Raw genomic sequence first — 23,169 nt, forward strand, 5'->3', positions numbered from 1 at the left:
GAAGGAAATCGAGTGATCGGACGAACCACACCATCAGGATTGAACATGCATAAAAAATCCGTAGCAGAGCTTTCCCGCGAACTGGAAAGCGGCAAGATTTCAAGCGTGGAACTGACCCGCGAGTTCCTCGATCGCATCAAAGCAGAAGACGGCCAGTACAACAGCTTTATAACTGTCACCGAAGACCTTGCCATGGCCGATGCCAAAGCCGCTGACGAACAGCGTGCGGCTGGCAACGCCGGCGTCTGGACCGGCATACCCTTTGCCCATAAGGACATTTTCTGCACCAATGGCGTTGCGACCACTGCCGGATCGAAAATGCTGGCTAATTTTGTACCGCCCTATGACGCTACGGTTGTGGCCAATTTTCGCGCCGCCGGCGCCGTGTGCCTGGGCAAAACCAATATGGACGAGTTCGCCATGGGCTCGTCTACCGAATCCAGCTTTTTTGGCCCGGTGACCAACCCCTGGGGCTTGAATAAGGACGAGAAGCGCGTACCCGGTGGCTCTTCAGGTGGCTCTGCAGCGGCTATCGCCGCACGCCTGGTGCCTGCTGCCACCGCCACCGACACCGGCGGCTCCATTCGCCAACCGGCAGCGCTGTGTGGCGTGACCGGCTTGAAGCCCACCTATGGCAGGGTGTCTCGCTACGGCATGATCGCTTTCGCCTCTAGCCTGGATCAGGGCGGCACCATGGCACGCACCGCCGAAGACAACGCGCTGATGCTAAATGTAATGGCCGGGTTTGACCCAAAAGACTCTACATCTGCTAATCGCACCGTGCCGGATTACACCGCAACTCTGAACCAGCCTTTAAAAGGCCTGCGTGTGGGCCTACCGAAAGAGTATTTCTCCGACCAGCTCAATCCCGCCATGGAACAGCAGGTGCGCAACGCGGTGAAGGAATACGAAAAGCTGGGCGCCACGGTGAAAGAAGTGTCCCTCCCCCACGCCGAACTGGCCATTGCCGCCTATTACGTCATCGCTCCGGCCGAGGCTTCCGCCAATCTATCGCGCTTTGACGGCGTGCGTTACGGCTACCGCTGCGACAAGCCGCAGGATCTGAACGATCTGTACACCCGCACCCGTGCCGAAGGCTTTGGTAACGAAGTTAAGCGCCGCATACTGGTAGGCACTTACGCCCTCTCCGCCGGCTATTTTGACGCCTACTATCTAAAGGCACAGAAAGTACGTCGCCTGATTCAACAGGATTTCATCGACGCGTTTAAAGAAGTGGACGTTCTGATGAGCCCGGTATCACCGTCGCCCGCCTTTGTCCAAGGCGAGAAAACCAGCGACCCGGTGACCATGTACCTGGAAGATATATTCACCATCGCAGTCAATCTTGCGGGCGTTCCGGCGATGTCGGTACCGGCCGGTTTTGTCGACGGTTTACCGGTGGGCCTACAGATAATCGGCAATTATTTTGAAGAAGCGCGCCTGCTGAACGCAGCCCATCAGTTCCAGCAGGTTACCGACTGGCACCAGAAACTTCCCCAGTAAGCCTGAATCAGGAGAACCGTTATGCAGTGGGATATTGTGATCGGGCTGGAAATACACGCTCAGCTTGCCACCAAAACCAAGATTTTTTCCGGCTCCAGCACCGCCTTTGGCGCCGAGCCCAACACCCAGGCCAGCGCGGTCGACCTGGCCATGCCCGGCACCTTACCGGTGCCCAACGAACAAGCCTTCCGCTACGCAGTGATGTTTGGCTTGGCGGTGAACGCCGAAATTGGCCGGCGCTCGGTGTTCGACCGCAAAAACTACTTTTACCCGGATTCGCCAAAGGGCTATCAGACCACGCAGCTGGACCACCCTATTGTGGGCTCGGGCTTTGTGGACGTTGATTTAGCCGGCGGCCGCAGCAAGCGCGTTCGCATCCACCACGCCCACCTGGAAGAAGATGCTGGCAAATCCCTGCACGAATCTCTTTTTGATGAGCGTGGCCAGGGCATGACCGGTATCGACTTAAACCGTGCTGGCACACCGCTAATCGAAATTGTGACCGAACCGGATATGAACAGCGCCGAAGAAGCCGTCGCTTTCGCCAAAAAGCTGCACAGCCTGGTGTCATCTCTGGGCATCTGCGATGGCGATATGAGCCAGGGCTCGCTGCGCTTTGACGTGAATATCTCACTCAAGCCCAAAGGCTCTGACACCCTGGGCACCCGCACTGAAACCAAAAACCTGAACTCCTTCCGTTTTATGGAGCAGGCCATCGCCCATGAAGTAGCGCGGCAGATGGACATTCTGGAAGACGGTGGCCGCATCATTCAGGAAACCCGCCTGTACAACGGCGATCGCGATGAATCGCGCTCTATGCGCAGCAAAGAAGAAGCCAACGATTACCGCTACTTCCCCTGCCCTGATCTGCTGCCGGTGGTGATCGATGACGCCTTTATCGAAAGTGCGCGTGTTCTGTTGCCAGAATTGCCCGACGCCCGCAAAGCACGCTTCAAAGAGCAATATAACCTGAGCGACTACGACGCCAGTCTGTTGAGCGACGACGCTCGCCTGTCAGCGTTTTTTGAAGACACCGTCAGTCACTGCAAAGACGCCAAGCTGGCCGCAAACTGGGTGTTGGGCGAGTTTTCAGCGCGCCTGAACGCAGATAACGAAACCGTAGCGCGGGCGCCCATCAGCGGCGCCCAACTGGGCCAGCTTGTCGCACGCATCGCAGACAACACGGTGTCGTCCTCAGGCGCAAAGAAGGTGTTTGAAGCACTGTGGAATGGCGATGGCGGCTCTGAGGGTAATGCGGCTGACGCCATCATAGAAGCTCAAGGCCTAAAACAGGTTTCAGACACCGGCGCTCTGGAAACCATTGTGGATGAAGTACTGGCGGGCATGCCCGAGCAGATTGCCCAGTTTCAGGAAGCCGACGAAAAAAAGCGGAAGAAGCTGATGGGCGGTTTTATGGGGCCGCTAATGAAAGCCTCAAAAGGCCAGGGTAACCCTCGCCTGTTCACCGAAATTCTGCAAAGAAAACTCAACGCCTAAAGTGATGCCTCAGGCCCTTCTATTGCTCGGAGTGCCTGAGGAACAACTGCTCAAACCGGCGGATGTTCTGCTGCACATAATCAATAAACGCCCGCATGGCCGGGGTTGGGTGGCGCGCCTGGGGATACACCACGCACCAGCTGCGCCTTAGTGGAAACCCGGCGATATTCACAATGCTCAGGCTGCCCAGGGCCAACTCGGACAGCACCCCCAGCTTCGGCAAAACAGCCACCCCCAAGCCTGCCAGCACCGCATGCTTCACCGCGTCGTTAGAGCCAAGTTCCATACTTGGAATCGCCCGCAAACGCTGATTCTGGCAGTGCAGCTCTAGCGCCAGGCGGCTGCCAGAGCCGCTCTCACGCACCAACAAACCGCTGTCCAGAAACGCCTGGGCGCTCACGCTCGCCTGATCAAGCAACGGATGCCCCCGCGGCACCACCGGCACCAGCTCGTTGTCCAGAAACGGCAAAGACGTCAATGGCCGCTCCGCCGGCACCATACCCATAATCACCAGATCATCAGCGTTGTCATTCAGCCTTTGCAGCGCCGTTGCGCGGTTTACCACCGACACCGACACGGTTACCTGCGGGTTTAGCTGCAAAAACGCCCCCAACATATAAGGCACCACATATTGCGCCGTATTCACGGCCACCAGGCGTAACTCTCCGGCCACCTGCCCTTCCAGCGCCGCCAAATTGTTCTGCACCTGCTCCAGGGCAGCAAACACCAAACGCACACATTTCGCCATTTCCTCACCGGCGGCGGTGCAATAAAGCTTGCGCCCAACATACTCAAACATCGGCAACCCTAGTGCCTGTTCCAAATGACGCACCTGGCTGCTGATAGCAGGCTGCGTCAACCCCAACAACTCCCCTGCCTTGCTGTAGCTTTTCAAATCGTAAACCGCTTTAAACACCTGAAGCTGACGAAAGGTCAGGCGACTGGCGAGGTTTTGAATGCTTAACGGCATGGCACTGGGCCTTTCTAAATTGACTCATAAGGGATTACTTATACTCAAGCAAAATAATACCAATTTTTACAAAAGAGTCGAGGGCGCTACTCTTTTTGAATTCGCCATTCGGGTTTTATTACCTTCATTAGGGACGCAGAAATGAGGAGTCTCCCATGTTGAAGAAAGTACTCATCGCCAACCGCGGCGAGATCGCCGTCCGCATTGTGCGGGCCTGTGCGGAAATGGGGATACGCTCCGTCGCCATCTACACCGAGCCAGACCGTTATGGCCTGCACGTAAAGCGCGCCGACGAAGCCTACTCTTTGGGCGAAGACCCATTGGCAGGCTATCTGGACCCGGCCCGCATCGTTAACCTTGCGGTAGAGACCGGCTGCGACGCCATTCACCCCGGTTACGGGTTTTTATCAGAAAACGCCAACTTTGCCCGCTTGTGCGAACAAAAAGGCGTGGCGTTTATCGGCCCAAAATCCGACGTTGTGCACAAGATGGGCGATAAAACCCAAGCTCGCGACAGCATGCGCGCCGCCGGCATACCCATCACCCCCGGCTCTGACGGCAACCTTGCAGATCTGGAGGAAGCCTTGAAACTGGCCAACGAGATTGGCTACCCGGTCATGGTGAAAGCCACCTCGGGCGGCGGCGGCCGGGGTATTCGCCGCTGCGACACACCTCAGGAACTGACGGCCCAGTACCCGCGCGTCATTTCTGAGGCCACCAAGGCCTTTGGCTCTGCCGAAGTGTTTATGGAAAAGTGCATTGTGAATCCGCGCCACATTGAGGTGCAGATACTGGCGGACAGTCACGGCAACGTTATTCACTTGTTCGAACGCGATTGTTCGATACAACGGCGAAACCAAAAGCTGATTGAAATTGCACCCAGTCCGCAGCTCACGCCGGAGCAACGACAGTACATTGGCGCCTTGGCAGTGAGGGCGGCTGAAGCCGTAGGCTACGAAAACGCCGGCACCGTGGAATTTCTGCTGGCCGGCAACGAAGTGCACTTTATGGAAATGAACACCCGGGTGCAGGTGGAACACACCATCACCGAGGCCATTACCGGAGTGGATATTGTGCGTGAACAACTGCGCATCGCTGCCGGCCTGCCCCTGAGTTATCGCCAGGAAGACATTCAGTTCCGTGGCTATGCGCTGCAATTTCGCATCAACGCGGAAGATCCGAAAAACGACTTTTTGCCCAGTTTTGGCCGTATTACCCATTACTACGCGCCCGGCGGCCCCGGCGTACGTGTGGACACCGCTATCTACACCGGCTACGAAATCCCGCCCTATTACGACTCTATGTGCCTGAAGCTGGTGGTGTGGGCGCTGACCTGGGACGAAGTCATCGCCCGCGGCAAGCGCGCTCTGGACGACATGCGTTTGCACGGCATCAAAACCACGGCCCAGTACTACCAGCAGATTCTGGAGCATCCAGACTTCCGCGCTGGCAACTTTGACACCAGCTTTGTGCCCAGCCACCCGGAACTTTTGAAATATTCCACCAAACGCCACCCCAGTGCCATTGCGCTCGCCATTGCCGCCACCATCGCCGCGCACTCCGGCTGGTAATTCGCAGGAGAATAAGATCATGAGCAAAGCAAAACGAATTGAAGTAACCGACCTGATTCTGCGTGACGCGCACCAGTCGCTGATTGCCACCCGCATGCGCACTGAAGACATGTTGCCCATCTGCGGCAAGTTGGATCAGGTAGGCTACTGGTCTCTGGAAGTCTGGGGCGGCGCCACCTTTGACGCCTGCGTACGGTTTCTGAAAGAAGACCCCTGGAAGCGCTTGCAAAAGCTGCGGGAAGCGCTGCCCAACACACGCCTGCAAATGCTGTTGCGGGGCCAGAATCTTCTGGGCTATCGCCATTACGCAGACGACGTGGTGGAGGCCTTTGTACAAAAAGCCGCAGAAAATGGCGTCGACGTGTTTCGGGTGTTTGATGCGCTAAACGATCTACGCAACATCGAAGTCGCGATGAAAGCGGTGAAAAAAGCCGGCAAGCATGCCCAAGGCACCATCTGCTACACCACCAGCCCGGTGCACACCGCAGAATTGTTTGTTCAGCAAGCCAAAGACATGCAGGCCATGGGCGCCGACTCCATCGCCATCAAGGATATGGCGGGACTGCTGACGCCTTACGGCACCTACGATCTGGTCAAAGCCATCAAGGCGAAAGTGGATCTGCCGCTGGTGATCCACAGCCACTCCACTTCCGGCCTGGCACCTCTGTGCCAGCTCAAAGCCATTGAAGCCGGCGTAGACCGTATGGATACGGCCATTTCTTCGTTCGCCTCCGGCACCAGTCATCCGGCAACCGAATCCCAGGTGGCCGCGCTGAAAGGCACCGATTACGACACCGGCCTGGATTTGAATCTGCTAAGCGAAATCGCCGATTACTTCCGCGAAGTTCGCAAGAAGTACCGGCAGTTCGAAAGCGAGTTCACCCGCGAAGACGTGTCTGTTCAGATTAATCAGGTACCCGGCGGCATGATGTCCAACCTGGCCAACCAACTCAAAGAACAGAACGCGCTGGACCGCATCCGCGAAGTGTTCGATGAAATTCCGCGGGTGCGGGAAGACCTCGGTTTTCCACCGCTGGTTACGCCCACCTCACAGATTGTCGGTACCCAGGCGGTATACAACGTACTGGCCGGCCAGCGCTATAAAACCATCACCAACGAAGTAAAACGCTACCTGCAGGGTGGCTATGGTCGGCCGCCAGCGCCGGTGAACGCCGACCTGCGCAAAAAAGCCATTGGCAATAAAACCGTTGACGAAGGCCGCCCGGCCGACCATCTCAGCCCCGAAATGGACAAACTGCGCAAAGACATTGGCGATCTGGCCCTTAACGAGGAAGACGTGCTCACCTTCGCCATGTTCCCTGACCTCGGCCGCGAGTTCCTGCAGCAACGCAAAGACGGCACACTGGTGCCGGAGGCCCTGTTGCCACCGGAAACAAAATCCGGTGACCGCCTGGTCACCGGTGTTGCCACCGAATTCCGCATTGAAGTGCACGGTGAGAGCTACGAAGTGGCGGTCACCGGCTCCGGTGAATCCGGTGTAGGTAAACGCAAACTCTATCTGTCACTTGACGGCATGCCGGAAGAAGTGGTGTTTGAATCCCTCAACGACTATGTGGCACAAAGCAGCAACGGCCGCAAAAAGGCATCCATGCCCGGCCACGTCAGCACCGCCATGCCCGGCAATGTGGTCGAGGTTCTGGTGAAAGAAGGCGACACGGTGAGTGCCGGTCAAGCCGTACTGATCACCGAAGCGATGAAGATGGAAACCGAAGTACACGCTGACATTGACGGCAAAATCGCGGCAATTTACGTCACCAAAGGCGACCGGGTAACCCCGGGTGAAATGCTGATCGATATCGTCTGATTAGGGTGAAATCTGTTTTGAATAAAAGCAAAAAGCCGCCTCTGAGATCAGAGACGGCTTTTTACGTTCAATAGCCCGTCAGGTCAGAGTCGCCCAAAGGTCATGCTCGTCCGCGTGGTCCACCATCGCCCGAACAATCTGCCCGGGCACCAAATCCGTGGCATCGTTCAGATACACCATGCCATCAATCTCTGGCGCGTCGGCTTTTGATCGCCCGATGGCACCTTCCTCGTCTACTTCGTCAATTAGCACGTCAATGGTGGTGCCAATTTTAGCCTGCAAACGGGCCGCTGAAATTTCGGCCTGCTTGGTCATAAATCGTTCCAGGCGCTCCTCTTTTACTTCTTCCGGCACGGCGCCTTCAATTTCGTTGGCCTTGGCCCCTTCAACGGCGCTGTAGGTGAATGCGCCAACGCGATCCAGCTGCGCCTGGTCCAGCCAATCCAGCAGGTATTGGAAATCTTCTTCGGTTTCACCGGGGAAGCCCACAATAAAGGTGGAACGAATGGTGAGCTCCGGGCAGATTCCCCGCCATTTACGAATGCGGTCCAGAGTTTTGCTGTCGTGGGCAGGGCGCTTCATGGCTTTCAGCACTTTCGGGCTGGCGTGCTGGAACGGAATGTCCAAATACGGCAGAATTTTCCCTTCGGCCATTAACGGAATAATGTCGTCGACATGAAGATACGGATACACGTAATGCAAGCGTACCCAAACACCCATTTCGCCCAACGCTTCGCACAGCGACTGCATTTTGGTTTTAATCGGGCGCCCCTGCCAGAAACCGGTGCGGTACTTGGTGTCTACGCCGTAGGCCGAGGTGTCCTGGGAAATAACGAGTAGTTCTTTAACACCAGCGTCGACCAAACGTTGAGCTTCATCCATCACATCGCCAATGGGACGGCTGACCAGATCGCCGCGCATCGACGGAATAATGCAGAAAGTGCAGCGATGATTGCAGCCTTCGGAGATTTTCAGGTAGGCATAGTGCCGCGGTGTCAGCTTGATACCTTGGGGCGGCACCAGATCCGTGAACGGGTCGTGCTTGCGGGTGGGCGGCACAAACTGGTGTACCGCACCGACCACTTCTTCATACGCATGGGGTCCCGATACCGCCAGCACGCCGGGATGGGTTTCGCGGATTTTGTCTGCTTCAACGCCCATACAACCGGTGACAATGACTTTACCGTTTTCACTGATAGCTTCACCAATGGCGTCCAGAGACTCCTGTTTCGCAGCATCAATAAAACCGCAGGTGTTTACCACCACAATGTCGGCGTCTTTGTAGGTTGGTACTACGTCATACCCGTCCAACCTCAGCTGGGTCAGAATACGCTCGGAGTCTACCAGGGCCTTAGGGCAACCCAGACTGATAAAACCAACTTTGCCGTTACTGGCTTTTGTATTTTCGGTCTTTTCTATCATAGAGCGGTTCGTAGTTCCTGATGCAGGGCGTATCAACGCAAATAAATGGAAGTCACATTTTACACCACACGAGCGCGCCGCTACAGCAAAAGCCGAAACCTGCTCCATCGACAATGGATCATTCCAAGTGAAAATTTGTGAACATCCATCCGTAAAAAAGCGAATAATCTGCCACACTGTGAACCAAATGAATTTTAACCATATAACCTCAGACTGATTGAGCCCGACCACTGCCTATGAAATTCACATCTGCACAACCAAATCTACGCGATCAGCAACGGGTTGACGTCAAGACCGATATCGTTATTGAAAGGCCAGATGGTTGCCAGTGCAGTTGCACAACGGCAAACTTGTCGCGTTCAGGTGTGATGGTATCTTGCAATCAATCGACGGCGAACCTTCTGGCTCAGGGCAACCGGGCGCTGGCGCCGGGAAACCCCGTGCCGGTGAAAGCCAGTTTTTCCGTGCCCATGCAACCGACACAGCCGGTTATTATCGCCGCAGGTAATATTGTGCATTTTCGACGAATTGCCCAAGACCGGTTTCAGGTTGGCATTCAATTTGAAGAATTTGAGGGCGGTGGATGCGCTTGTGTTGACCAGTATGTACGCAGTCTTCTTAATGAACGCGGCAAATTTACCTGAAAGCCCCGAACTCCCCGCCGAAACCATTACAATACCCGGCCAGCTGAGCTGTAATCAGACTCGGCGTTATTCGACCATCCATCAGGGACCCGCTATTTCATGGCAATCAAATATCTTCGCACGGCTTTCGCCAGCCAATACCAGCCGGGGCAACCTGCACGCTTGCGCAGCGGCGAAGCTCTGGAAGAGCCTGGTGGCGATTACGAGGCCCTGCACAAACAGATGAAGCGTCTATTCAACGCCAAACCCGGAAAGAAATTCGGCCGTTTCTCTGACGATATCGGCGAAAGCCCTTTCAGCACCTGGCTGAAAGATTATCTGGAAGGCAAACAGGGCTTTGCGGCCATGAGCAGCCGGCTGTTCGATCAATGGCAGGAACTGCTCAGCGGCTGCCAGGAAGAGCATCACGGCCATTTGATGCTGGTGCACGAGGCCCTGGCGGATACAGAGGTTGCGTACTTGCTGGTGGTAGAAGCAGACAGCGCCATGCGATTCGATGGTAACCAGGCGTTAGATGCCACCGACATTCTCAGCCTTTCACGGTTGAACCTGGCGCTGCGAATCGAGCTTACCGACTGGCAGCGTAATGGCGGTGGCGGTGCCAGCAGCGACAGCGACAGCAACTATTTGACGCTGGTACACGCCCGCGGCACCGCTGAGCCGGGTGAACTGTTTATTCGTTTGTGCGGTTTTACCAATCAAGTAGATGTAGAAAAAGAAACCCTGACGTTTCTGGACGCGGTGGAAGCTTTCGCAAAAACCGAGCAGCCGGGTAAAGCGGGCGAAGTGCGCAACCGCGCCTATGAATTCTGTAAGGAACAGCACGCTCTGGGAGAACCGGTGGCCATCGAGGCGTTGTCGGGTTATCTCGATCAGGACCAACCTGAGCGTTTCCGCGAGTTCGCCAGTAAAACGGCTGAGTTGCCCGCAAGCGGCGTGCTGCATCCGGATCATCGTAAGGTGAAGAAGCTGGTGCGCATTGGGGGATCGGGTGGTGGTATGAGCGTGTCTTTTTCGTCGGATTTGATGAATCAGGCGGTTTATTATGACCGCGACAAGGATTCTTTGACGATTACTCGTTTGCCAAAGGTTTTGCGGGAGCAGTTGCAGCGTTATCTTGATACTCGCGAGGAGTAAATTGGCCCATTTCATTTATACTCATTTTTTTAAGCTGTTTATCAGCAGGCTTTTATTATGAATATCGATAAGGCAAAAAAACGGATCGCAAAGCTGGTAAAAAAGGGCTTTGATGGCTATCCGTTGATTTCGTTGGAATACTTTGGAAAGACGTCGGACTCCGCTACGAAAGTTGTTATTTCATTTGTTGCCCAGGAGAACGCAGAGCCTCAGAAGCAGGCATTTTCGAGCGATACTGACGCCCGGAAAGACGAAGCGATTCAATCGACCCTGGTGAAGATTATTGAGCGATCTGACGTTAGAACGGTGGTTGAAGTTGAGGGTGTTTCAAAATGATACGGCTGACGAATATTCAACTGGTGCTTGATCACGATGATCAAGCGATGACCAGCGCAGTATTGGATCGTTTATCAATCACGGCCGACGATCTGGTGAGCATTCACGTGCATAAGCGCGGATACGATGCCCGTAAAAAAACCAATATCATGCTTATTTACACGCTCGATGTTGAGACCACCCATAACGAATCCCTGATCGAAAAATTTGCTAAACATCAGCTGGTTAAAGCAACTCCGGATATGAGCTACCAGTTCGTAGCGAAGGCTCCGGCAGATTTACAGGAACGCCCGGTTGTCATCGGTTTTGGGCCCTGTGGTCTGTTGGCCGGTTTGGTGTTGGCGCAGATGGGTTATAAACCCATTATTCTGGATCGCGGCAAAGAGGTGCGTGAGCGTACGAAAGACACCTTTGGTTTTTGGCGCAAGAAAATCCTTAATACCGAATCCAATGTGCAGTTTGGGGAAGGCGGTGCCGGAACCTTCTCTGACGGTAAGCTTTACAGCCAGGTGAAAGACCCGAATCACTACGGTCGTAAGGTATTAACCGAATTTGTGGCGTCAGGAGCGCCGGACGAGATCATGTTTGTCAGTAAGCCGCACATAGGTACTTTTCGACTGGTCACTATGGTTGAGCAGATACGTGCGAAAATCATCGAACTGGGAGGCGAGATACGTTTCAGCGCCCGCGTTGACGGTGTGCAAATCGACAACAGCCAGATTACCGGTGTGGTATTAGCCGATGGCGAAGTAATCCATTCCAGACACATCGCGCTGGCGATTGGTCACAGTGCCCGCGATACTTTCCAGATGCTTTACGATAGCAAGGTATATATCGAGGCCAAGCCGTTTTCTGTTGGTTTCCGCATCGAACACCCACAATCCGTCATTGATAAAGCGCGTTTTGGCAAAAATGTGGGCAACCCGATTCTGGGTGCAGCCGACTACAAGTTGGTTCATCATTGTAAAAGTGGGCGCTCTGTATACAGCTTTTGCATGTGCCCGGGTGGCACTGTGGTGGCTGCCGCTTCGGAGGAACATGGCGTGGTGACCAATGGTATGAGCCAGTATTCTCGTGCTGAGCGTAATGCCAACAGTGCGATTGTCGTGGGTATTGATCCGTCAGATTATCCGGGTAATCCATTGGCAGGAATCGATTTCCAGCGAGCACTCGAACGTAATGCCTACGTGTTAGGTGGCTCCAACTACGATGCGCCAGCACAGAAAGTGGGTAACTTTTTAAAAGGAACGTCCTCCGAAACGGTTGGCAGTGTAGAGCCCTCTTTCCAGCCCGGCGTCAAACTGACCGACTTGTCGAAAGCGCTGCCTGATTTTTGTATCGAGGCTATTCGCGAAGCCATTCCGGTTTTCAACAGAAAAATTAAAGGCTTTGCTTTGGAAGATGCGCTATTGACCGGTGTGGAAACCCGAACGTCTGCACCTATCTGTATAAAGCGCGGTAAAGATTTTCAGAGCATCAACACCCAAGGTTTGTACCCCGCCGGTGAAGGTGCGGGCTATGCCGGTGGCATTCTGTCAGCGGCCATAGACGGCATTAAAGTCGCCGAAGCTATGGCGCTCAGTATCAACACCCGGCATGAGAAGTCCGCATAAAAACGTCGGAGCCATAGCCTTGCAAATCTGGAAGATTACCGAGACAACGCTGGTTGCGGAATGATCGCCCCGTTACAATGCCAAGTCGCTCTTCTCAAAATGATTCCGAAAGCTTCTTGCCCGAAAATCCTGACTGCGGGCACCCAATACATCCAGTTGCGTTGAGACTCATGGCCAAAAAGTTATTTATCAAAACCCACGGCTGCCAGATGAACGAATACGATTCATCCCGCATGGCTGATCTGTTAAAAGTCGGTGAAGCGGTTGAAATGACCGACAGCCCGGAAGACGCCGATATTCTATTGCTGAATACCTGCTCCATTCGTGAAAAGGCCCAGGAAAAGGTGTTTCACCAATTGGGTCGCTGGAAAAATCTGAAAAAGAACAAACCGGGGCTGATCATCGGCGTTGGCGGTTGCGTGGCCAGTCAGGAAGGCCAGGCGATTATTGACCGTGCGCCCTTTGTAGATATGGTCTTCGGCCCGCAAACGCTGCACCGTTTGCCGGCCATGATTACCGAGGTTCGGATGAAGGGTAACGGCGTCGGCGTGGTCGATGTCAGCTTCCCGGAAATTGAAAAATTCGACAATCTTCCAGAGCCCGGCGCCGATGGCCCGTCTGCATTTGTGTCGATTATGGAAGGCTGCAGCAAATACTGCACATTCTGCGTGGTGCCTTACACACGCGGCGAAGAAGTCAGCCGGCCGGCGGATGATGTGATTGCGGAAGTGGCTCATCTGGCCTCACAGAACGTACGCGAAATTAACCTTTTGGGCCAGAACGTAAACGCCTACCGTGGCGAGACTCACGATGGCGATGTGATGGACTTGGCGGAGCTGATCACGCTGATTGCCACCATCGATGGCATTGACCGCATTCGCTACACCACCTCACACCCGGTGGAATTCACCGATGCGTTGATTGATGTTTACGAGCAGGTACCAGAACTGGTTAGCCATCTGCACCTACCGGTGCAAAGCGGCTCTGATCGCATACTCTCAGCGATGAAGCGCGGCCATACGGCTTTGGAGTACAAATCCAAGCTTCGCCGCCTGCGCAAGATTCGACCGGACATCAGTTTTTCATCGGACTTCATTATTGGATTCCCCGGTGAAACCGAGAAAGATTTTGAAGACACGATGAAGCTGATCAACGACATTGGCTTCGATATGTCATTCAGCTTTATTTACAGCGCACGCCCTGGCACGCCGGCGTCAGATTTGCCGGATGATACGGAGATGGCGGTGAAGAAGCAGCGTCTGAAGATTCTGCAGGATCGTATAAACCAGACGGTTATGGACATCAGCCGCAAAATGGTCGGCACCACCCAGCGCGTTTTGGTGACCGGTCTGTCCAAAAAGGACCCGGGCGAGCTTTCAGGCCGCACGGAAAATAACCGCATCGTCAATTTCCGCCATGACAATTCAGCGGCTATCGGGCATTTTATAGATGTTGAGATTGTAGAGGCTTATTCGAATTCCTTGCGTGGTTTGCCGGTGGGTTCTGAATTGTATTGAAAGAATTCGCCCATCACCGATAGCAGCAAAATCAAAAAAATGCTCCCTACAAGAACCACGGGGGTAAAACGGAGAAAACTTGGACGCCAACGATTCCAGACAATTTGATTTGTACCCGATTGATCAGCGCCGTTTAACGACCCTTTGCGGTCAGTTTGATGAAAATCTGAAACAGGTTGAGCGTCGCTTGCAGGTTTCTATCAGCCGCCGCGGGCATCACTTCCGCGTTCAGGGTGCGACCGAAAATGTGGCAGCCGCCACTGAGGTTGTGCGGCACATGTATCGGGAAACAGAAGCCACCGAGGATCTGACGCCAGACACCGTGCATCTGTATATCCGCGAAACCGGTTTTGAACGGTTGCCGGAAGAAGTACCGTTTGACGGTGCCGTAACCATTATTAAAACCCCGAAGCTAACCGCCAAACCTCGTGGTGCCAACCAGCAGCGATATGTGCACAATATTCGCACCCACGACATAAACTTTGGCATTGGGCCAGCGGGTACGGGTAAAACCTGGCTAGCGGTTGCCTGCGCAGTGGAAGCATTAAAAGACGAACAAGTTAAACGCATACTGCTGGTGCGCCCAGCGGTGGAAGCGGGCGAAAAACTGGGTTTCCTGCCCGGCGACCTGGCGCAGAAGGTCGACCCATACCTTCGCCCGCTTTACGACGCTCTTTACGAGATGCTGGGCTTTGAACACGTAACGCGTCTGATTGAAAAAAGCGTGATCGAGATTGCACCGCTGGCGTTTATGCGCGGGCGCACACTGAACAACTCGTTCATCATTCTGGACGAAAGCCAAAACACCACCCGCGAGCAGATGAAGATGTTCCTGACCCGCATCGGCTTTGGCTCTACCGCGGTAATTACCGGGGACACAACTCAGATTGACCTACCCCGCGGCCAGAATTCAGGGCTAATTCACGCCGCCACGGTGCTGAATAATGTCGCAGGGATAAGTTTTATTCGTTTTGAATCCAAAGACGTGGTTCGCCACCCGCTGGTTCAGCGCATCGTTGAAGCTTACGGTGCTATTAACGATGGTAACGATCGCAACGGCAGCGACGAGCGGTGAACACCGTCACACTGGACTTGCAGTTAGCCAGCGACGCGGCGAACATCCCGTCGGAAAACCGATTGCGGCAGTGGTCGCAGTTGGCCTGGCAGGGCGATGAGCCAACCGAAGTCACCATTCGTATCGTTGACGAATCTGAAATGCATGCCTTGAATTTCCAGTACCGCGGAAAAGACAAACCGACGAACGTCCTGTCCTTTCCATTTGAGGCGCCCGCCGGTATACACATTCCATTAGCGGGTGATCTGGTTATTTGCGCTCCAATAGTTGCACAAGAAGCCCGGGAACAGTACAAAGACACTCACGCCCATTGGGCGCACATGATTATTCATGGCATGCTGCATCTGCAGAGCTACGACCACATTGACGATAACGAGGCAGAGGAAATGGAAGGCCTCGAAATACGTCTGCTGGCGCAGATCGGCATTACCAATCCTTACGACCACGCAGAGGTAACCGAAAAAGACTCATGAGCGATGATCACTCGAGTCACAGCCAGGGTAGCAGTAACAAATCTTGGCTGGAGCGTATATCACAGGCCTTTTCCAGCGGGCCAGAATCTGTAGAAGACGTGCTGGAAATTCTGCGCGATGCCGAAGCCCAGGAAATCATCGACACCGATGCCATGAGCATCATCGAAGGTGCGATGCAGGTTCTGGACATGCGCGTTGAAGAAATCATGATTCCTCGCTCGCAAATGATTACGGTGAAGGCGAACCAGGACCCCCGTGAATTCCTTGGTGAAATCATCTCCTCCGCCCACAGTCGTTTTCCGGTGATTGGCGACAACCCGGATGACGTCATTGGCGTGCTGCTGGCCAAAGACCTGTTGCCACTGGCGATGGATGGCGAGCTGGACTGGAATCATATCCGCGAAATTCTGCGACCACCCAACTTTGTGCCCGAGAGCAAGCGCTTAAACCAGCTACTCAAGGAATTTAAAGAAAATCGGAACCATATGGCGATGGTGGTTGACGAATACGGCGGTACCGCCGGTCTGGTCACCATCGAAGACGTGTTGGAGCAGATTGTGGGCGAAATCGAAGACGAGCACGATTTCGACGAAGAAACCCACATCAAAGCCCACGGCGATGACAGCTGGGCGGTAAAAGCCGTGACCCCTATTGATGACTTCAATGAAGCCTTCAGCGCCAGTTTTGACGAAGAAGAATTCGACACCATTGGCGGCCTGGTTCTCAAGGAATTCGGACACCTGCCAAGACGCGGTGAAACGGTTGAATTCGGTGGCTTGCGCTTCACTATTGCCAACGCCGACAACCGCGTTATTCGCTTATTACAGGTTACTCGCAGTGAGTTGTAGGTGAATAACACGAGCAACCAACACCCCGCCAGCATTCCCTCTGCCGTCACCCGCTCCCTGTCAGCCAACCGCTGGCTAGGAGCCGCGCTGCTGTTGATTGCCGGCGGACTGCAAACCCTGACCTTTGCGCCCTACTATTTATGGTGGCTGGGTCCTGTTTCCATATTGCTGATTCTGTTGGTGTGCGTGCCTCTGGCTTCCAGCCGGCTGTTCCGCGCCGGTTGGCTTACCGGCCTGGGGCTGTTCGCCAGCGGCGCCAGCTGGGTATACGTCAGCATCAGCCAGTACGGCAACACCAGTCAGTGGATCGCCATTGTGCTGACCGCACTGTTTGTGGCTGGCCTGGCTCTGTTTCATGGCCTGGCATTCTGGTTCTGGGGCAAGCTCGCGCGCTCCAGCGCAGTGCGCCGGCTGTTGTTATTCCCGGCTATATGGCTTTTGGGCGACTGGCTACGGGGCTGGGTACTCACGGGCTTTCCCTGGCTGTATTTGGGCACCGCACACACCGACGGCCCGCTGGCCGGGTTAGCGCCCCTAGGCGGAGTGCATCTGGTTACTCTCGCCATAATAACGACCGCCGTTGCCGCCTATGGCGCGCTCTGGCTGATACTACAAACGCGGCACACTTTTGCTGCTTCCGTGGTGGTCGCAGGGCTATTCCCCTGGCTGATCGCCCCTGCCCTGAATCGCACAGACTGGACGACTCTGGCGCAAGAGCCCACATCAGTGGCCGCCATGCAGGGCAATATTCCCCAGCAGATCAAGTGGGATCCGGAGTTTTTGAAAGACCAGATTGTGGCGTATCTGGGCATGACCGAAGACCACTGGAACACCGACATTATTCTTTGGCCGGAAACCGCCATTCCTATCCCCCAGGATAAAGCCGGCAAGATCATTGACCATATCAACGAACGTCTGGGCGAGAACAGCACACTGATTACAGGCATACCCTGGTACGGCTTCAGTGAGCGATCGGAAGGCTTTACCTACCACAACAGCATTACCGCACTGGGCGCCGGCGAAGGCATTTATCACAAGCAGAAACTGGTGCCATTTGGTGAGTACGTGCCGCTAGAAAAATATCTGCGGGGACTGATCGGTTTTTTTGATTTGCCCATGTCTAGCTTCACGCCAGGTCCGAAAAACCAATCGGCTCTGAATGCGAATGGGCTGCGGGTAATGCCGTTTATTTGCTACGAAGTAGCCTATCCGGATTTTTTGGCACGTAACGCGTTGAACGCGGATCTGCTGCTAACCATCAGCAATGACGGTTGGTTTGGTGATTCCATCGGGCCGTTGCAGCACCTGCAACTGGCCCGAATGCGGGCTTTGGAAACCGGACGCTACATGCTGCGCGGCACCAATAACGGCGTAACCGCGATCATCAACAATAAAGGCCAGATAACCGAACGCATTCCGCAGTTCGAACGTGCCGTTATGACCGGCCAGATTTATGGCGCCAGCGGCAGCACGCCTTATATGGTGACGTCATCTTGGCCGGTACTGACGTTTGCGCTTATCTTAATTGTATTTGTCCGCGAGCGGGTTATACCGAAGCTCTAACAGGCCACAAATCAACTTACCTTAATCGGCCAGCGACTCGTCACCCGCTCGTAATAGTGCGACCCGCAGGCTTCGCAGGGTTGCAGATGGCTAGTGGAGGTAAGGCATAACATGTGCTCGCAGTTCAGGCAGCGGAACATGCCCGCGGTGGCCACTTCACCGGAGATATACTGGCCGGCCTCGTGGCTTTCCAGCTTCTGGCGCAGTGCCAGCGTATCAACCATCGTTTGGTCAGCAATCGACAACAGGCGCTCGGTCAGCCGTTGCTCCAGTAACGACAGATCCAGTTGCAGCCATTCCGCCAGGCCTTCTCCGGTCTCGCCCACAAAGTCCAGCAAATGCTCCAGATCCCGCTGCAGGTAAGCCCCCAACAAGCTCAGCTCATCACGGGTCATCTCCTGCAGTTCATGTTCGGCTTCAATCGCTTTGTCGATCTCCTCTTCCAGGGTTTCCATGGAGGTTTCCTGCACCGTACGAAGGCGGCTCTGCACATGCTCAAGCATGCGATCGTAGGCCTCAAGGGCTTTTCCAGATAGCTGATTACGTTCGGGTTCGGTCATGGGCGTTTCCTTCCGCTTTGCTGATAACTTTGGGGGGGGGCAAGGCACTTCAAAATTCACCGAAAATGCAACACGGCGCCAGTTTCGGTGTTAAATCACTGACAATTAATTCTAGCATGGCACACATTATTAAAGTTGGCGCGCCTCCCGCAGTGACGGCAGTTCGCCCAAATGCGACACCACCAAAGCCACAGCAGGCGCGGAACTCAAGCAGACTACCTGTTACCGCCCGTGTGCGTTAGAATAATCGCCCGCTGCGAACATCATATTGATACAGGGTAACTTTGGTAATGGCAGGTATGGACGAGCAATACAATCCCCGTGACGTAGAACAGACCGCCCGCGACTTCTGGGCTGATAACAACACGTTTACGGTGAAGGAAGAACCGGGCAAACCAAAGTACTACTGCCTGTCCATGTTCCCCTACCCCAGCGGCAAGCTGCACATGGGCCACGTTCGCAACTACACCATCGGCGACGTAATCTCCCGCTACCAGCGCATGCTGGGGAAAAACGTCATGCAGCCTATGGGCTGGGACGCCTTTGGCCTGCCTGCGGAAAACGCCGCCATTGCCAACAAGACTGCGCCCGCCAAGTGGACTTATTCCAATATTGAATACATGAAGAACCAGCTCAAACAGCTGGGCTTCGGCTACGACTGGAGCCGCGAGCTGGCCACCTGCAAGCCGGATTACTACCGCTGGGAACAGTGGTTCTTTGCCCGTCTGTATGAAAAAGGCCTGGTGTACAAAAAGATGTCCACCGTGAACTGGGACCCGGTCGACCAGACCGTGCTGGCTAACGAGCAAGTTGTTGATGGTCGCGGCTGGCGCTCCGGCGCGCTGGTGGAAAAGAAAGCCATACCCCAGTGGTTTATCCGCATTACCGATTATGCCGAACAACTGTTGGACGACATGGACGATATGGATGGCTGGCCGGAACAGGTCAAGACCATGCAGCGCAACTGGATTGGCAAATCCGTGGGTACCGAACTCACCTTCCCGCTGAAAAACAGCGAAGACGGCTTGACGGTTTATACCACCCGCCCGGACACCCTGATGGGCGTCACTTACATGGCAATCGCTGCAGAACATCCATTAGCCAAAGCGTCTGCCGGGCGCCATCCAGGCGTTGCCCGTTTTGTAGATGAGTGCCGCAACAGCAAAACCGCGGAAGCCGACATGGCGACCATGGAGAAAAAAGGCATCGATACCGGTTTCAAAGTCGTGCACCCGCTGACCCAGGAAGATATTCCGGTGTGGATCGCCAACTTTGTACTGACCGACTACGGCACCGGCGCTCTGATGGCCGTTCCCGGCCACGATGAGCGCGACCACGAATTCGCCTTGAAGTACCGCCTGCCGATCAAACAGGTGATCTCCGCCAGCGACAAACCTGATATAGACGTGCAAGAAAAAGCCTTCACTGAAAAAGGCGTTTTGGTGTCGTCTGGCAAATACAGTGGCATGACCAGCGATGAAGCCTTCGAGTCCATCGCCGACCATCTGGAACACAAAGGTATTGGCAGACGCACCATAAACTATCGCCTGCGCGACTGGGGCGTATCGCGCCAGCGCTACTGGGGCGCGCCAATTCCGATGATGACTCTGGAAGACGGCAGCCAACGCCCGGTTCCAGACGACCAGCTTCCGGTATTGTTGCCCGAAAACGTCGAAATGACCGGCGTACAGTCCCCGATTAAAGCAGACCCAGAGTGGGCCAAAACTACTTTTGAGGGCCAACCTGCCACCCGCGAAACCGACACCTTTGACACGTTCATGGAGTCGTCCTGGTACTACGCGCGCTTCTGCAGCCCCAACTACGACAAAGGAATGCTAGACCCGGCCGCCGCCAATTACTGGCTGCCGGTAGACCAATACATCGGCGGCATTGAACACGCCATATTGCACCTGTTGTATGCCCGCTTCTTCCATAAGCTGCTGCGCGACGTAGGCCTGGTCACCAGCTCCGAGCCATTCAAGCAACTGCTAACCCAAGGCATGGTGCTGGCAGAAACCTATTCCCGCGAAAACGCCAAAGGCGGCACAGTTTGGATTCCACCCACCGACGTGATCGCCGAGCGCGATGACAAAGGCCAGGTAACCGGCTACGTCCATAAAGACGACGGCCAACCGGTGCATGCCGGTGGCGTTACCAAGATGTCAAAGTCGAAAAACAACGGCATTGACCCGCAATCGATCATCGACGCCCACGGCGCCGATACCGTGCGCTTGTTTATGATGTTTGCGGCACCCCCCGAGCAGTCGCTGGAGTGGTCAGACAGCGGTGTTGAAGGCGCCCACCGCTTCCTTAAGCGCCTGTGGCGCCTGGTGAATGAGCAAGTGACCAGCGCCGGCACAGTGGCTGCTATAGACGTCACAGCGCTGAATGACAGTCAGAAGAACCTGCGCCGCAAAACTCACGAAACCATTGCCAAGGTCAGTGACGACATCAGCCGCCGGCTGACGTTCAATACCGCCATTGCCGCGGTGATGGAGCTGCTGAACGAAGTCAGCAAGCTCAGCGACAGCGAGCCCCAGGCCCGCGCCGTACGCCAGGAAGCCCTGGAAACCGCAGTGATGATGCTGTCGCCAATTGTGCCCCACGTGTGCCACAGTCTGTGGCAAGCGCTGGGCCACAACGAGCCGGTGGTCGATGCACGCTGGCCGGTGGCAGACGAAAGCGCCATGGTGCGCAGTGAAATCCAGATTGTACTGCAGGTGAACGGTAAAGTGCGCTCCAAGATAGACGTGCCGGCAGACATCAGCAAAGCCGACCTGGAACAGCTGGCCCTGCAAAACGACAACGTGGTGCGCTTCACCGAAGGCAATACCGTGCGCAAGGTGATTGTTGTTCCCGGCAAACTGGTTAACGTGGTGGCGAACTGATATGACCCAACGGCAGCCTGCATCACAACGGACACCAGCTTTGGCGCGAAGCGTTCTTCTAACCATTGGTCTGTTGGCAACCGCCAGCGGCTGCGGTTTTCAGCTTCGTGGTGCGGCGCCGGTTTCTGCTGCGCTACAGCCACTGGCTTTGCAGTGCACCCGTGATGTACCGATAGACCTGTGTCAGTCAGTTCGTCAGCAGTTGACTCTGGGCGACGTGGATGTTCGTGAAGCCAACGCCGCCGATTATATACTCGCAATCGGCCAGTACACCGAAGACCGCCGAGCCAGTGCTATTACGATTAACGCAGGTGCGGCCGAATACACCCTGCGCCAGTCGGTCAGCATCAACCTGATCAGTCGCGACAACGTGCCCTTGATTGCAGACACCCGCCTGAATGCCAGTGAAAGCTATCGCTATGATGAAACCAACGTGCTGGCCAAGCAGCGCGAAGAAAAGACGTTGCAAAAACAGCTGCAGGAGCGACTTGCCCAGCAAATTATTTTCCGTCTGGCACCCCTGACCCAAGCGCGTATTGATGCCCTTCGTGAACAATATCAGGAGGCTACTGGCAACTCTGTGGAAAGCCCCGAAGCGGTAACAGAACCGGCAGCCAAGGCACCGATTCCAGCCCCATGAAAACCACACCGGCGCAACTGCCCCAAAGCCTTAAGAAAGGCCTGGCGCCGGTGTACCTGGTATCCGGTGACGAACCGCTATTGGTGCAAGAATGCTGCGATCAGATCCGTAAAGTCGCCCGCGATCAAGGCTTTCTGGACCGGCTCACCTTTCACGCCGACAACCACTTTGACTGGAACATCGTGGCCGATGAAGTCAACGCCATGTCATTGTTCGCCGAAAAACGTCGCATCGAAGTCCACTTACCAACAGGCAAGCTAGGTGACGGCCGCGCCGTGATGGAACGGATACTCGCGCAACCTGCCGACGACATTGTGTTGCTGCTGATCAGCGCCCGTCTGGATGCGGCTGAAACCCGCCGTAAATGGTACAAAGACCTGCAAGGCAAAGGCCTGCACGTGCCGGTATGGCCGGTAGACGCTGACAAGTTTTCCGGCTGGTTACAACAGCGCGCCGCCAGTCGTGGCCTGACTTTAACCCGCGACGCTTTGGCAATACTGGCGGAGCGGCTGGAAGGCAATCTGCTGGCCGCCAGCCAGGAACTGGAACGCCTGGCGCTATTCAGCAAGGGCGCAACTATTGACGAAGGCCTGGTAGAGCAGGCTGTGCAGGACAGCTCACGTTTTAACGGTTTTGAACTGGTCAGCGAACTGCTGACGGGGAACGCATCGCACGCCTGCAAAATGATCGGTATATTACAACAGGAAGGTGAAAACCCGCTTGGCTTGCTCACCGTGCTGGCGCGGGATATTCATCTGTTGCTGGAACTGAAAGCCGCCGGGCAAAACACCGCACCTGCTGCTTTTTTCAAAAAACGCGGAGTCTTCCAGCCGCAACGGGCAAAGGCCCTGGAGCAGGCGGCAAAACGCCTCAACCGTTCACAACTGAATAACGCCATTCACCTGTGCAGCGAAGCGGACCGCGCAGCCAAAGGCTTCGACCCACTGGGCCCCTGGCACTATTTAAGAGACATGTCCGCGTTGCTTGCCAGCAGATCCTGACATAGATCAAACCGGCTCTATACGGGCTCGATGCAGTGCATCAGACGCTTGAAACTTCCCACCATCCGGCGCATTGTTTAGTTCTC

Annotated in this window: 19 protein-coding genes; 16 read left to right on the top strand and 3 right to left on the bottom strand. The window is 55.1% G+C overall.

Going from position 1 to position 23,169, the window contains the following annotated elements; genetic code table 11:
- Positions 1-45: 45 nt before the first annotated feature.
- Both gatA and gatB read left to right on the top strand, forming a co-directional pair.
- Positions 46-1,503 carry an Asp-tRNA(Asn)/Glu-tRNA(Gln) amidotransferase subunit GatA gene (gene gatA / locus ABA45_RS12815; protein ID WP_048386678.1) on the top strand — a complete coding sequence of 486 codons (1,458 nt, stop codon included), beginning with the start codon at positions 46-48 and terminating at the stop codon, positions 1,501-1,503.
- Between the two features lie 21 nt (positions 1,504-1,524).
- The gene (gatB, locus tag ABA45_RS12820) at positions 1,525-3,000 is read left to right on the top strand and encodes an Asp-tRNA(Asn)/Glu-tRNA(Gln) amidotransferase subunit GatB (protein ID WP_048386680.1); all 1,476 of its coding nucleotides are present in this window, start codon (positions 1,525-1,527) and stop codon (positions 2,998-3,000) included.
- A 19-nt stretch (positions 3,001-3,019) separates the two neighbouring features.
- Here the strand turns inward: gatB and ABA45_RS12825 are convergent, their stop codons facing one another.
- Complete coding sequence (locus ABA45_RS12825) at positions 3,020-3,970, bottom strand: LysR family transcriptional regulator (protein WP_048386682.1); 951 nt, start codon at positions 3,968-3,970, stop codon at positions 3,020-3,022.
- Positions 3,971-4,125: 155 nt separating this feature from the next.
- Here ABA45_RS12825 and ABA45_RS12830 point away from each other — a divergent pair, with 155 nt between their 5' ends.
- Positions 4,126-5,541: an acetyl-CoA carboxylase biotin carboxylase subunit gene (locus ABA45_RS12830; RefSeq protein ID WP_048386685.1), complete on the top strand. Its 1,416-nt coding sequence runs from the start codon at positions 4,126-4,128 to the stop codon at positions 5,539-5,541.
- 19 nt (positions 5,542-5,560) lie between these two features.
- Entirely contained in the window at positions 5,561-7,366 is a 1,806-nt protein-coding gene (gene oadA, locus ABA45_RS12835) for a sodium-extruding oxaloacetate decarboxylase subunit alpha (protein ID WP_048386687.1), read from the top strand.
- A 78-nt stretch (positions 7,367-7,444) separates the two neighbouring features.
- On the opposite strand, the gene rimO is transcribed toward oadA, so the two are convergent.
- Positions 7,445-8,788, bottom strand: a complete 1,344-nt coding sequence (rimO, locus tag ABA45_RS12840; RefSeq protein WP_048386689.1) for a 30S ribosomal protein S12 methylthiotransferase RimO — start codon at positions 8,786-8,788, stop codon at positions 7,445-7,447.
- 236 nt (positions 8,789-9,024) lie between these two features.
- Between rimO and ABA45_RS12845 the strand changes: the two genes are divergently transcribed.
- The 9 genes from ABA45_RS12845 to lnt all read left to right on the top strand — a co-directional run bounded on the left by ABA45_RS12845 (position 9,025) and on the right by lnt (position 17,994).
- Positions 9,025-9,432 carry a PilZ domain-containing protein gene (locus ABA45_RS12845; protein ID WP_084708346.1) on the top strand — a complete coding sequence of 136 codons (408 nt, stop codon included), beginning with the start codon at positions 9,025-9,027 and terminating at the stop codon, positions 9,430-9,432.
- Positions 9,433-9,531: 99 nt separating this feature from the next.
- A complete protein-coding gene (locus ABA45_RS12850; RefSeq protein ID WP_048386693.1) occupies positions 9,532-10,569 on the top strand; it encodes a nucleoid-associated protein in 1,038 nt (345 codons plus the stop codon).
- Positions 10,570-10,626: 57 nt separating this feature from the next.
- Positions 10,627-10,905 (top strand): hypothetical protein, encoded by a 279-nt coding sequence (locus ABA45_RS12855; protein WP_048386695.1) that lies wholly within the window; start codon positions 10,627-10,629, stop codon positions 10,903-10,905.
- Positions 10,902-12,518 carry an NAD(P)/FAD-dependent oxidoreductase gene (locus ABA45_RS12860; protein ID WP_048386696.1) on the top strand — a complete coding sequence of 539 codons (1,617 nt, stop codon included), beginning with the start codon at positions 10,902-10,904 and terminating at the stop codon, positions 12,516-12,518. The genes ABA45_RS12855 and ABA45_RS12860 overlap by 4 nt, the downstream gene beginning before the upstream one ends.
- Before the next feature lie 170 nt (positions 12,519-12,688).
- Positions 12,689-14,035, top strand: a complete 1,347-nt coding sequence (gene miaB / locus ABA45_RS12865) for a tRNA (N6-isopentenyl adenosine(37)-C2)-methylthiotransferase MiaB (protein WP_048386698.1) — start codon at positions 12,689-12,691, stop codon at positions 14,033-14,035.
- A 79-nt stretch (positions 14,036-14,114) separates the two neighbouring features.
- Positions 14,115-15,110 (top strand): PhoH family protein, encoded by a 996-nt coding sequence (locus ABA45_RS12870; RefSeq protein ID WP_048386699.1) that lies wholly within the window; start codon positions 14,115-14,117, stop codon positions 15,108-15,110.
- Positions 15,107-15,583 carry an rRNA maturation RNase YbeY gene (gene ybeY / locus ABA45_RS12875; protein ID WP_048386701.1) on the top strand — a complete coding sequence of 159 codons (477 nt, stop codon included), beginning with the start codon at positions 15,107-15,109 and terminating at the stop codon, positions 15,581-15,583. The genes ABA45_RS12870 and ybeY overlap by 4 nt, the downstream gene beginning before the upstream one ends.
- A complete protein-coding gene (locus ABA45_RS12880) occupies positions 15,580-16,431 on the top strand; it encodes an HlyC/CorC family transporter (RefSeq protein WP_014872009.1) in 852 nt (283 codons plus the stop codon). The genes ybeY and ABA45_RS12880 overlap by 4 nt, the downstream gene beginning before the upstream one ends.
- Positions 16,432-17,994 (top strand): apolipoprotein N-acyltransferase, encoded by a 1,563-nt coding sequence (lnt, locus tag ABA45_RS12885; RefSeq protein WP_048386702.1) that lies wholly within the window; start codon positions 16,432-16,434, stop codon positions 17,992-17,994.
- 11 nt (positions 17,995-18,005) lie between these two features.
- Here lnt and ABA45_RS12890 read toward each other — a convergent pair whose 3' ends face one another.
- Positions 18,006-18,554, bottom strand: a complete 549-nt coding sequence (locus tag ABA45_RS12890; RefSeq protein WP_048386704.1) for a zinc ribbon-containing protein — start codon at positions 18,552-18,554, stop codon at positions 18,006-18,008.
- A 299-nt stretch (positions 18,555-18,853) separates the two neighbouring features.
- Between ABA45_RS12890 and leuS the strand changes: the two genes are divergently transcribed.
- The 3 genes from leuS to holA are packed head-to-tail and all read left to right on the top strand — an operon-like array spanning position 18,854 to position 23,083.
- Positions 18,854-21,442 carry a leucine--tRNA ligase gene (gene leuS, locus ABA45_RS12895; protein WP_048389060.1) on the top strand — a complete coding sequence of 863 codons (2,589 nt, stop codon included), beginning with the start codon at positions 18,854-18,856 and terminating at the stop codon, positions 21,440-21,442.
- Between the two features lies 1 nt (position 21,443).
- Entirely contained in the window at positions 21,444-22,082 is a 639-nt protein-coding gene (locus tag ABA45_RS12900; RefSeq protein WP_048386706.1) for an LPS-assembly lipoprotein LptE, read from the top strand.
- A complete protein-coding gene (gene holA, locus ABA45_RS12905) occupies positions 22,079-23,083 on the top strand; it encodes a DNA polymerase III subunit delta (RefSeq protein WP_048386708.1) in 1,005 nt (334 codons plus the stop codon). Before ABA45_RS12900 ends, holA begins: the two co-directional genes overlap by 4 nt.
- Positions 23,084-23,169 lie beyond the last annotated feature (86 nt).

Source organism: Marinobacter psychrophilus (assembly GCF_001043175.1).
Lineage (GTDB): Bacteria > Pseudomonadota > Gammaproteobacteria > Pseudomonadales > Oleiphilaceae > Marinobacter > Marinobacter psychrophilus.

Excerpts from the sequence above, each read along its gene's own strand:
- ABA45_RS12825 (WP_048386682.1), bottom strand. The coding sequence starts at position 3,970 with ATGCCGTTAAGCATTCAAAACCTCGCCAGTCGCCTGACCTTTCGTCAG.
- ABA45_RS12850 (WP_048386693.1), top strand. The coding sequence starts at position 9,532 with ATGGCAATCAAATATCTTCGCACGGCTTTCGCCAGCCAATACCAGCCG.
- ABA45_RS12855 (WP_048386695.1), top strand. The coding sequence starts at position 10,627 with ATGAATATCGATAAGGCAAAAAAACGGATCGCAAAGCTGGTAAAAAAG.
- leuS (WP_048389060.1), top strand. The coding sequence starts at position 18,854 with ATGGACGAGCAATACAATCCCCGTGACGTAGAACAGACCGCCCGCGAC.
- ABA45_RS12900 (WP_048386706.1), top strand. The coding sequence starts at position 21,444 with ATGACCCAACGGCAGCCTGCATCACAACGGACACCAGCTTTGGCGCGA.
- gatA (WP_048386678.1), top strand. The coding sequence starts at position 46 with ATGCATAAAAAATCCGTAGCAGAGCTTTCCCGCGAACTGGAAAGCGGC.
- miaB (WP_048386698.1), top strand. The coding sequence starts at position 12,689 with ATGGCCAAAAAGTTATTTATCAAAACCCACGGCTGCCAGATGAACGAA.
- ABA45_RS12830 (WP_048386685.1), top strand. The coding sequence starts at position 4,126 with ATGTTGAAGAAAGTACTCATCGCCAACCGCGGCGAGATCGCCGTCCGC.
- ABA45_RS12845 (WP_084708346.1), top strand. The coding sequence starts at position 9,025 with ATGAAATTCACATCTGCACAACCAAATCTACGCGATCAGCAACGGGTT.
- ABA45_RS12880 (WP_014872009.1), top strand. The coding sequence starts at position 15,580 with ATGAGCGATGATCACTCGAGTCACAGCCAGGGTAGCAGTAACAAATCT.
- gatB (WP_048386680.1), top strand. The coding sequence starts at position 1,525 with ATGCAGTGGGATATTGTGATCGGGCTGGAAATACACGCTCAGCTTGCC.
- ABA45_RS12890 (WP_048386704.1), bottom strand. The coding sequence starts at position 18,554 with ATGACCGAACCCGAACGTAATCAGCTATCTGGAAAAGCCCTTGAGGCC.
- ABA45_RS12860 (WP_048386696.1), top strand. The coding sequence starts at position 10,902 with ATGATACGGCTGACGAATATTCAACTGGTGCTTGATCACGATGATCAA.
- oadA (WP_048386687.1), top strand. The coding sequence starts at position 5,561 with ATGAGCAAAGCAAAACGAATTGAAGTAACCGACCTGATTCTGCGTGAC.
- holA (WP_048386708.1), top strand. The coding sequence starts at position 22,079 with ATGAAAACCACACCGGCGCAACTGCCCCAAAGCCTTAAGAAAGGCCTG.
- rimO (WP_048386689.1), bottom strand. The coding sequence starts at position 8,788 with ATGATAGAAAAGACCGAAAATACAAAAGCCAGTAACGGCAAAGTTGGT.